The sequence below is a fragment of the Microbacterium sp. genome, assembly GCF_031988965.1.
Lineage (GTDB): Bacteria > Actinomycetota > Actinomycetes > Actinomycetales > Microbacteriaceae > Microbacterium.
In genome coordinates this window covers 1-9,360 of the sequence record NZ_DALZXX010000113.1, presented here as the reverse complement: position 1 = coordinate 9,360, position 9,360 = coordinate 1, and the positions used below count along the sequence as shown (strand labels likewise).

General features: G+C 68.8%; 10 protein-coding genes. 2 read left to right on the top strand and 8 right to left on the bottom strand.

The window, feature by feature from the left end; all coding sequences use genetic code 11:
• Positions 1-85 precede the first annotated feature (85 nt).
• Positions 86-1,159 carry a hypothetical protein gene (locus RTM68_RS14570; protein ID WP_312172208.1) on the top strand — a complete coding sequence of 358 codons (1,074 nt, stop codon included), beginning with the start codon at positions 86-88 and terminating at the stop codon, positions 1,157-1,159.
• A gap of 127 nt (positions 1,160-1,286) precedes the next feature.
• Here RTM68_RS14570 and RTM68_RS14565 read toward each other — a convergent pair whose 3' ends face one another.
• From RTM68_RS14565 to RTM68_RS14555, 3 genes are all read right to left on the bottom strand, one after another.
• Positions 1,287-3,308, bottom strand: a complete 2,022-nt coding sequence (locus RTM68_RS14565; protein ID WP_312172205.1) for a cytochrome c oxidase assembly protein — start codon at positions 3,306-3,308, stop codon at positions 1,287-1,289.
• Positions 3,309-3,434: 126 nt separating this feature from the next.
• Complete coding sequence (locus RTM68_RS14560; RefSeq protein WP_042541574.1) at positions 3,435-3,722, bottom strand: HU family DNA-binding protein; 288 nt, start codon at positions 3,720-3,722, stop codon at positions 3,435-3,437.
• 332 nt (positions 3,723-4,054) lie between these two features.
• Positions 4,055-4,738: a TetR/AcrR family transcriptional regulator gene (locus RTM68_RS14555; RefSeq protein ID WP_312172202.1), complete on the bottom strand. Its 684-nt coding sequence runs from the start codon at positions 4,736-4,738 to the stop codon at positions 4,055-4,057.
• A 165-nt stretch (positions 4,739-4,903) separates the two neighbouring features.
• Between RTM68_RS14555 and RTM68_RS14550 the strand changes: the two genes are divergently transcribed.
• The gene (locus RTM68_RS14550) at positions 4,904-5,731 is read left to right on the top strand and encodes an alpha/beta fold hydrolase (protein WP_312172200.1); all 828 of its coding nucleotides are present in this window, start codon (positions 4,904-4,906) and stop codon (positions 5,729-5,731) included.
• A 183-nt stretch (positions 5,732-5,914) separates the two neighbouring features.
• On the opposite strand, the gene RTM68_RS14545 is transcribed toward RTM68_RS14550, so the two are convergent.
• The 5 genes from RTM68_RS14545 to RTM68_RS14525 form a co-directional block, all read right to left on the bottom strand.
• Positions 5,915-6,739: a DUF559 domain-containing protein gene (locus RTM68_RS14545; RefSeq protein WP_312172198.1), complete on the bottom strand. Its 825-nt coding sequence runs from the start codon at positions 6,737-6,739 to the stop codon at positions 5,915-5,917.
• 277 nt (positions 6,740-7,016) lie between these two features.
• Positions 7,017-7,322 carry a 30S ribosomal protein S14 gene (gene rpsN, locus RTM68_RS14540; protein ID WP_017829734.1) on the bottom strand — a complete coding sequence of 102 codons (306 nt, stop codon included), beginning with the start codon at positions 7,320-7,322 and terminating at the stop codon, positions 7,017-7,019.
• A gap of 3 nt (positions 7,323-7,325) precedes the next feature.
• Positions 7,326-7,496: a 50S ribosomal protein L33 gene (rpmG, locus tag RTM68_RS14535; RefSeq protein ID WP_194762289.1), complete on the bottom strand. Its 171-nt coding sequence runs from the start codon at positions 7,494-7,496 to the stop codon at positions 7,326-7,328.
• Complete coding sequence (gene rpmB / locus RTM68_RS14530; RefSeq protein WP_042540533.1) at positions 7,496-7,732, bottom strand: 50S ribosomal protein L28; 237 nt, start codon at positions 7,730-7,732, stop codon at positions 7,496-7,498. The genes rpmG and rpmB overlap by 1 nt, the downstream gene beginning before the upstream one ends.
• 147 nt (positions 7,733-7,879) lie before the next feature.
• Positions 7,880-9,360, bottom strand: a 1,481-nt coding sequence (locus RTM68_RS14525) for an alpha-galactosidase (RefSeq protein WP_312172193.1), incomplete at its 5' end; no start/stop codon positions are given.

Here is a 9,360-nt window from a genome sequence, read left to right as displayed (position 1 = left end):
CACCGCCGGATGCCCCGCATTGCGGCTCCGTCACAGTGCGCCACGCGCTCGGCGTCGTCCCAGGCCGCCCTCCTAGACTGACGCCATGCAGCGAGTCGAGTCGAAGGCGCCCCGGCGCTCGCGGCTCGTCGCCGACCTGGCGATGCTGACGGTCGTCGGCCTCGTGCTCGTGGCCGCCCTGGCCTCCGGCGGCGCGACGCTCTACCAGCAGTTCTACGGGCCGTCAGCCTTCGTGGTGCGCTATCTCGACCTGCTGTCCGAGGGGCGTGCGGCGGATGCCCTGCGGGTTCCCGGCGTCGCCGTCGACCGCGAGACGCTCGAGGTCGCCGGCATAGTCCCGACGGCATCCGAGGCGATGCTGCGCCACGCCACCCTCGCCCCCCTCACCGACATCGAGGTCGTGTCCGAGAAGCCCGACGGCAAGGCCACCGCGGTCACGGTGTCCTACAAGGCCGGAGGGAACGCCGGCACGACCACCTTCACGGTCGCGCAGGACGGATGGGCCGGCGTGACCCCGAACTGGCGCTTCACCACCAGCCCGCTGGCCGTCGTGGAGCTCACGCTGCGCGGCGCCGACCGCTTCGCCGTCAACGGCTTCGAGGTCGACCGTCGCCAGATCTCGGTCGCGGGCGTCGACGCGGCGCCTCTCGATCCGCTGCCGATGCTCGTCTTCACGCCCGGCCTGTACTCGGTGACCGTCGACACCCCGATCTCGACCTCACCGGGCGTCGGGGTGCTCGCCGACTCACCCCTCGCGACGACCCCGGTCGACGTGCAGACCGACCCGACAGACGAGTTCGTCGCCGTCGTGCAGGAGCGCGTCGAGGAGTTCCTGCTGGCGTGCACCGAGCAGGAGGTGCTGCAGCCCACCGCGTGCCCCTTCGGCCTCGAGGTGTCGAACCGGCTCGCGTCGCTGCCCCAGTGGTCGATCGCGGCGCAGCCGCAGGTCACGGTCACGCCTGACGGCGGACACTGGCAGATCCCGCCGACGGATGCCGTGGCACACGTCGAGGTCGAGATCCGCTCGCTGTTCGACGGCAGGGTGCAGGCGATCGCCGAGGACGTGCCCTTCCAGGTCAACGGGTCGGTGACGATCCTCCCTGACGGGTCGGCCTCGATCCGCGTCGGCTCACCCGAGCAGGCACCCCCGGTCGGCTGACTCTGCCCCTGCTGAGCCGCACCCTGTCGGGCGGCCTTCTCCGCGATGGGCGGTGCCGTGCGCCAGCATCCTCCTCCCCACACCGAGAAGTCCGCCCCACCCGGAGAAGGCCTCCCCGGAGCCGGGGTCAGCGCGCCTGGCGCTCGGCCTCTCGCTCCGCCGCGCGCCGGTCGCGCTCGGCGAGAGCCGCGAGCTGGGCGTTGTACTCCTCGAGCTCGGCCTCACCCGTGCGGTCGGCGTGCCGATCGCGGCGCTTCTGCAGCTTGGTGTCGCTGCGACTCCACTGGATCGCCACCGTGATCGCGAGGATCAGGGTCGGAATCTCTCCGATCGACCACGCGATGCCGCCACCGATGTACTGGTCGTCCATGGGGTCCGGGCCCCAGGTGCGCCCCATCGAGCCGAACCAGTCCGCGACGAGCAGACCCTCCTGCATCATCATCGCCATGCCGAAGAACGCGTGCATGGCCATGACGGCGATGAGCGTGATCAGTCGACCGGGATACGGCAGCCGGTACGGCACCGGATCAGCGCCGACGAGACTCATCACGAACAGGTAGCCCGAGATCAGGAAGTGCGCGACCATCCACTCGTGCCCCAGGTGCTCGTACATCGACCAGCGCAGCAGATCGGTGAAGTAGAACGCCCACAGCGACAGGATGAAGATGCCCGCGGCGACGAACGGATGCGTGACCACCTTCGCGAACGGCGAATGCACCGCCCACATGATCCACTCGCGGCCACCGCGGGTGCCGTCGTCGCGCTTGTGGACGGCGCGGAGCGCGAGGGTGATCGGTGCGCCCGACACCAGCAGCAGCGGGATCGCCATCGACAGCATCATGTGCCCGAGCATGTGCACGCTGAAGAGGTACTCCTGGTACGCGTTGATCGGGCCGCAGGTGACCCACACGAGCAGAAGCATGCCGAGCACCCAGAAGATCGTGCGATGGATCGGCCAGCGGTCGCCGCGCTTGTGGAGTCGATACGCACCCGCCAGGTAGAAGAACAGTCCGAAGCCGGCGGCCACCAGCCAGAGGATGTCGATGTCCCAGGCCGTGAACCAGCGGTCGATCGTGAACTCGGGCGGCAGGGGTGAGCGGGTGAGGTTCTCTGCCGGGGTCTGCTCGAACGCGGCCTCTTCGCCGATCGGCGGAGGCGTGCGCGCGAGCGCGGCGGCCGCCCCCGAGGCGAGCCCCATCAGTGCGACCTCGCACAGCACCAGCATCCAGAACCAGCGCGACGCGTTCGCGCCTTCGAGGCGCGGGATCAGGCGGATGCGGTACCAGGCGCCGAGCAGACCCATGCCGACGAGCAGCACGGCCTTCGCGATCAGGATGCCGCCATACGGCGTCAGAAGCTCACTGATGTCGCCGAGCGCGACCACCGAGCGGGCGAGACCCGAGACGGCGACCACGGCGAACGCGGCGATCGCGAGGCTCGAATAGCGGCTGACGAGGGCCGCGGTGCCGACTCCCGAGCGGTCGCGCAGGATGACCACGAGGATGAGCCCGCCGAGCCAGACCGCGGCGCCGATCGTGTGCAACAGGATGGAGTTCACGGCGACGGTGTGCCCCGCGAGATCGCCCGAGTGCCCCTGCGTCGCCAACGGGAGGAAGGATGCCGCGGCGAGCAGCGCCGTGATCAGCGTCGGCGTCCAGGTGCGCCAGGCGAACGCGAGCACCGTGATGACGGACCCCATGATCGTGGTGATCAGCCATGATTGCCCGAGAGCCGTCTGCAGCAGGAAGAACCCGAGCTGTTCGCCGAACTGGCGATCGGCGCTGATCTTCGGATTGAACGCCGCGACGAGGGCGAGAAAGGCGCTGACGCCGGCGGTCACGGTGAAGATCGCCGCCGCGATGGATGCCGTGTTCAGCGCCGTATCGAAGGACTTCTGCTCGCTGCGCAGAGCGAACAGCGCCAGCACGAGAGAGCCGAGCATCGCGGCTGCGGAGACGTTCATGGCCAGTTTGACGATCGGGATCGCCCACCGCACGGCCGGGCCGGGATCGCCCAGCAGCAGGGGCGCCGCACCGCCGCCGAGGGCGAGGGCGGCGATCGCGCCGATCAGACCGGCGCCCACCAGGATCGCGAGACCGACCACGCGATACGCGGGGCTCGTGCGGGTCTGGACGGCGCGGGAGGTCACCCCTCAAGCCTAAGCCGCGGCGGCTGACCGCTCGCCCGTCTGCGGGAGGCGGTTGCGGGCATCCGAAGCGGGATGCACGAAGGCCGCCCCCGACGCATCGGGAGCGGCCTTCGAAGAGGTGCGGTCTTACTTGACGGCAGCCTTGAGCTTGGAACCAGCGGTCACCTTGACGCGGTGGCCGGCCGGGATCTTGATCTCGGCACCGGTCTGCGGGTTGCGGCCCGTGCGAGCTGCGGTCGCGACCTGCTCGAACGAGATCCAGCCCGGGATCGAGACCTTGCTGCCCTTGGCAACAGCGTCGGAGACCGAGGAGAACAGCGCGTCGAGGACACCCGAGACGGTGGCCTGGCTCTGGCCGGTGGCGGAAGCGATGCTCGCGACGAGCTCGGTCTTGGTGATGGACTTGTCAGCCATGTCATCCTCCAGCGACGAGGATACCGTCGCATCGTTGTGGTGCGGAGGGCGACTGCCCTCCGTTGGTCGAGTGACCGCCTCGAATGTACCAACGCTGACCGACATTTCCGCGTCATTTCGCGGGTTTTGGGCTATTACTGGGCGTGTCGTGGTGCAGATGTGACGAAAGTGGCACCTGAGACACCCTGATCCGGGGCTCGCGCGGCGGCGCGTTTCTCGGTTCTGAGGGGTCGGAATCGCGTGTGCGAGCCTGCGGAGCCGGGGATCCGAGCCTGCGGAACCGGGATTCGGCGGCTGCTGAGCCGGGGATCCGAGCGTGCCCGACGCGCTCGTCAGAGCGATCGATGGGAGGCGATCACAGCCCGTGCCGTGCGCTCGAACGCGGGGCTCACACGACCTTCGCCGTCGAGGTAGCCGCCGACCAGGGCGGCATCGCGCAGCAGCACGAGGGATGCCGCGACGTCGTCGGGCTCGTCGAGCCCTGCCCCCTCGGCGACGGCCCGCAACGTCGAGCGGAACCATTCGCGGTGCTCGTCGATCAGCTGCCGCACGGCGCCCTCGGCATCCGGATACTCGGCGGCCGCGTTGATGAACGGGCATCCGCGTGTGTGGCGCAGGCGGATGTCGGCCGCGATGCCGTCGATCACTGCATCGACCAGGCTCCCCGGGTCGGTGACCGCGGCTCCGGCCTCGGCGAACATCGCGCGGAGCATCTCGTCCTCGTTGCGCAGGTACGCGAGGACCAGATTCTCCTTGCCGCCGAACTGCTTGTAGAGCGTGGCCCTCGTGACCGCGGCTTCGTCGATGATGCGGTCGACGCCGACCGCATGGATCCCCTCCTCATAGAAGAGTCGGGTCGCACTGTCGATGAGCCGGGTGCGTGCGGCGCTCGGCCGCTTCGGGGCCAGCGTGACGGGCGGTGTCGCTGCGGTGGCGCTCGGTTCGGTGGGGCTCGGTGCGGTGGCGCTCGGTGTCGGCGCGCTCGGTGTCGTCGTGTCCATGGTGATCTCTCTCATCGTGTCATCCGCTCGGGTCATCCGCATCGTGCACCGCACCCGCGTGCTCTCGATCGTCGGGAGTTCTTCCAGATTTCGGGAATAGATTGCGGTAGATAGAACGTTCGGTCTACTATCAGCGTAACGCACTCGCACACGGCGGGGGCAGAAACAGGAGAAGAGACAATGAACAGCACCGACAAGACCCCGATCGTCCTGATCCACGGACTCTGGATGACCCCCAAGAGCTGGAACACCTGGGCCGAGCACTTCCGCGCACAGGGCCACGAGGTGATCGTCCCCGGCTGGCCCGGCATCGATGACCGCTCCGTCGAGGACATCCGCCGCGATCCGTCGGCTCTCGAGGGCATCGGCCTGAAGCAGATCGCCGACAACTACGAGCGCATCATCCGCGCGCTGCCGGTGAAGCCGATCATCATGGGCCACTCGTTCGGCGGCGTGCTCACGCAGATGCTCGCCGACCGCGGCCTCGGCTCCGCGTACGTCGGCGTCGCCCCCGGACAGACCGCCGGCGTCACAGCCCTCCCGCTCTCGACCCTCTGGACCGGAACCCCGATCCTGTCGAACCCGTTCGGTCGCAACGGAGCCAAGCCGCTGTCGAAGCGCCACTTCCACTTCACGTTCGGGAACGACCTGTCGCGGGCCGCCTCCGACGCCCTGTGGGAGGAGTACGCCGTCAACTCCTACAACCGGGTGTTCTTCGAGGGTGTGACCTCGGTGCTGAACGAGAAGAACGGCGTCACGCACGTCGACTACGCGCGGACCGACCGCGCGCCGCTGCTGCTGATCGCCGGCGAGATCGACCACGTGGTGCCGCCGACCATCGTCCGTGCGATCGAGAAGAAGTACCGCTCGACCGGCAGCCCCGCCATCGTGGAGCGCAAGGAGTACGCGGGCCGCACCCACCGCCTCGTCAGCCAGGACGGCTGGGAGGAGATCGCCGACTACGCCCTCACCTGGGCGGTGGCGCACGCGTCAGCATCCGTCGCCTGATGCCCGGGGTCCCCGCCCCCGTCTCTGAGCCCCTCTCCCCCGCACCCGTCCCCGCACCCCCACCCGCACCCGCACCCGCACCCGCACCCGCACCCGCACCGAAGGAGATCTCACGCGTCGAAGGACCGCATCCCGCATCCGGTCCTTCGATGCGTGAGATCTCCTCGCGTGTGCGCGCGCCGATCATGCCCGATGCCTGCCCTGAGCGACGGCGTCCATCACCACGGCCTGCACTTCGTGCCACCGCTCCATGATCTGCTCGTAGCTGAAGCGCAGAACGTGAAATCCGCGCAGCATCAGTTGCGCATCGTGGTCGATGTCAGCCGTGCGCTGGGGCCCCGTGTGGCTCGCGCCGTCGATCTGGATCACGAGCCGCTCGCCGATCAGCACGTCGACACGACGCTCGTGCACCCACGCCTGCGGCAACATCGAGACACCCAGCCACCGGAGCCGAGCGATGAAGATCGTCTCGAGACCTGAATCGGCGAAGGGACGCACATCGTCGAGAAGCGCGCGAGCCACCGGCGGTAGCTCGAAGCCGCCGAGAACGGTCCGGTCGATCACACCCTTGTTGAACGCGGACTCCCAGATCACCAGCGCGGTCTCTCGGGGCTGACACTGCGCCACGAGCGCGAGGATGTTCGCGAGGCCGTCGACCGTCGCATCCGGATCCCGCGGAACGACGGGTCTCGACCAGTGAACTGTCACGTGCGAGGGCATCTTGACCCGGGCGGCGTTGGGGCGGGCGACGACATGCAGCTTCGGCTTCTCGGGCACCCAGAGGCCCAGTCGCGCCGCACCGCTCACACAACTGAGGAGCACGCCTCGGGTCACTGCACCGACGAGGACTCGGTCGGCATCCGGCGATGCGACCCACCCGCGGCGGATCGTTCGAATGCGGCCGGCCTCCTTGGCGCGCCGAATCGCATGGGCGGTGACCCCGGCATTGCGCAGACTCGAGATTCGAGCGACACCCCCGCGCCGCATGACCTCTTCGACGGCATCCATTCGCCGATAGTGCCGCCACGCCCTGCAGACCCCGCGCCGATTCCCCCCTGTCGTCCCGAACATGGGGAGAACCTCCTTCGCGCCGACCCCGTGCAGGAGGGCTCATGCGAAGGAGATCTCACACAACGAAGGAGTGATTCCTGCATCCGCCCCTTCGCAGCGCGAGATCTCCTTCGCAGCGGGTGGGCGACGCGGGCCGCCGCGCGCGCAGCACCACCCCAGACACGCGAAAGGGGCGAGGATCCGAAGATCCTCGCCCCTGTCGTGGTGCTGAGTCTTACCAGCTCGACTTGGTGACACCGGGCAGCTCGCCACGGTGTGCCATGTCACGGAAGCGGACACGCGAGATGCCGAACTTCGTGAGGACACCGCGGGGGCGGCCGTCGATGACGTCGCGCGAACGCACGCGAGCCGGCGACGCGTTGCGCGGCAGCTTCTGCAGGCCGACGCGTGCGGCCTCGCGGGCCTCGTCGGTGGCGTTCGGGTCGACGAGGGTCTTCTTCAGCTCGGCGCGACGCTCTGCGTAACGCTCGACGATGACCTTGCGCTGCTCGTTGCGAGCGATCTTGCTCTTCTTAGCCATTGATCAACGCTCCTCTCGGAATTCGACGTGCTGACGGACGACCGGGTCGTACTTCTTGAGCACGAGGCGGTCGGGGGTGTTGCGGCGGTTCTTCTTGGTCACGTACGTGTAGCCCGTACCTGCCGTCGAACGCAGCTTGATGATCGGACGGATGTCCTGTGCCTTCTTGGCCATTAGAGCTTCACACCCTTCGCCTGAAGGTCCTTGACCACGTTCTCGATGCCGCGGACGTCGATCACCTTGATGCCCTTGGCGGACACGTTGAGCGTGATCTTACGACCGAGCGAAGCGACGAAATAGGTCTTCTTCTGCACGTTCGGGTCGAAGCGGCGCTTCGTCCGGCGGTGCGAGTGCGAGACGTTGTGACCGAAGCCGGGAACAGCTCCGGTCACCTGGCACACTGCTGCCATGATGGTGACTCCTTCTATACCGTGAGGCCGGACGGCCTCACCCAAGATCCCTTGTCTGCACGCCGCTCCGACCCTCAGGACCGAACAGCATGCGAACTGCGCACAGGAGTGTGCGCAGACAAAGAGTCAGTCTAGCATGCGGGAGACTCACACCCGAACGGCGTCCACCAGCAGCGCGGCCCCGGGAGCCAGCAGAGGCAGCGGCACTCCGACGCGCTCCAGGAACGCCCCCGAGGCCTCGATCCCCGTCTCGACCCATTCGGGGTCTGCGACCTGATGGCGCGACACCCCGCCGAGGTCCTCGCGCACGCGCAGGCGGTACCGCTCCCCCGTCTCCAGCCCCGGGATGCGGGTGCGTGGCGTGAACCCGTCGACCGAGGTGCCGAGTCGCACCCAGGCGAAAACTCCGCGAGACCCGTCGGGCGCGACCACCCCGTGCAGCAGCGTCTCGTCGTCGACCTCGTCGGAGCGCACCGTGACACCGCCGTGCAGCAGCGGTCGCAGCTCTCGATAGAGCGCCGTCCATCGCGACAGGGCCCCGCGCTCTTCATCGGTGCACAGCGTGATGTCCCACTCGATGCCCGCGTGGCCGAAGAGGGCGGTGGTCATGCGGAACGGCAGGGATGCCGCCCGGTGCGTGGTCTCGGCGATCGCCGGCCCCACATGCGAGCCCACGACCTCGGGCGGAACGAGCGTGCCCGTCCACCGCTGGATGCTCTGGCGCTCGACCGGGTCGTTGGAATCCGAGGCCCACACCCGCTGCGTGCGGCTGAGCACGCCCAGGTCGACGCGGGCGCCTCCGCTCGCGCACGACTCGATCTCGAGTGAGGGATGCCGGTCGCGCAGGGCATCGAGCAGCGCGTAGAACGCGGCGGTCTGCGCGTGCACCGCGGCGCGTCCGCTCCGCGGGGACACCGCGGCGTGCAGGTCGCGGTTGTGATCCCACTTGATGAAGTCGATGCCGACCTCGGTCACGAGCGCGCTGATGCGTTCGAGCACGAAGGCCGCGGCATCCGGATTCGTGAGGTCGAGCACCTTCTGGTGCCGCCAGGTCGCCGAATCCGGCGACGCCTGCAGGATCCAGTCCGGATGCTGTCGCGCGAGCTCGGACACGGGGTTCACCATCTCGGGTTCGAACCACAGGCCGAACTGCATGCCGAGTCCGTGCACGTGGTCGGCGAGCGGACGGAGCCCGTCCGGCCACTTCTCGCGGTCGATGAACCAGTCCCCGAGACCCGAGCGGTCGTCGGGACGGCCGGCGAACCACCCGTCGTCGAGCACGAAGCGCTCGACGCCCACGGATGCTCCGGCTTCGGCGAGCGCGCGGATCTTCGCCGGGTCGTGGTCGAAGTACACGGCTTCCCAGGTGTTCAGCACGAGGGGACGCGGCGTCGAGGGGTGGCCGGGCAGCGCCCGTGCGGTGCGGTGCAGGCGGTTCGAGACGGCATCCAGCCCGCTCTCGCCGTAGGCCAGGTACACGACCGGCGAGATGTAGGTCTCCCCGGCCGCGAGGCGGATCTCGCCCGGCAGCAGCAGCTCGCCGCCGCCGAGCACCGCGCCGTGCACGCCCGCACCCTCGGGCAGTCGCTCGACGCCGACCTCGAGGTCGCCGCTCCAGGCGACGTGGG

Bases quoted from the DNA above. Each gene is read 5' to 3' on its own strand.
- RTM68_RS14570 (WP_312172208.1), top strand. From the start codon at position 86: ATGCAGCGAGTCGAGTCGAAGGCGCCCCGGCGCTCGCGGCTCGTCGCC.
- RTM68_RS14560 (WP_042541574.1), bottom strand. From the start codon at position 3,722: ATGGCTGACAAGTCCATCACCAAGACCGAGCTCGTCGCGAGCATCGCT.
- RTM68_RS14555 (WP_312172202.1), bottom strand. From the start codon at position 4,738: ATGAGAGAGATCACCATGGACACGACGACACCGAGCGCGCCGACACCG.
- RTM68_RS14550 (WP_312172200.1), top strand. From the start codon at position 4,904: ATGAACAGCACCGACAAGACCCCGATCGTCCTGATCCACGGACTCTGG.
- RTM68_RS14545 (WP_312172198.1), bottom strand. From the start codon at position 6,739: ATGGATGCCGTCGAAGAGGTCATGCGGCGCGGGGGTGTCGCTCGAATC.
- rpsN (WP_017829734.1), bottom strand. From the start codon at position 7,322: ATGGCTAAGAAGAGCAAGATCGCTCGCAACGAGCAGCGCAAGGTCATC.
- rpmG (WP_194762289.1), bottom strand. From the start codon at position 7,496: ATGGCCAAGAAGGCACAGGACATCCGTCCGATCATCAAGCTGCGTTCG.
- rpmB (WP_042540533.1), bottom strand. From the start codon at position 7,732: ATGGCAGCAGTGTGCCAGGTGACCGGAGCTGTTCCCGGCTTCGGTCAC.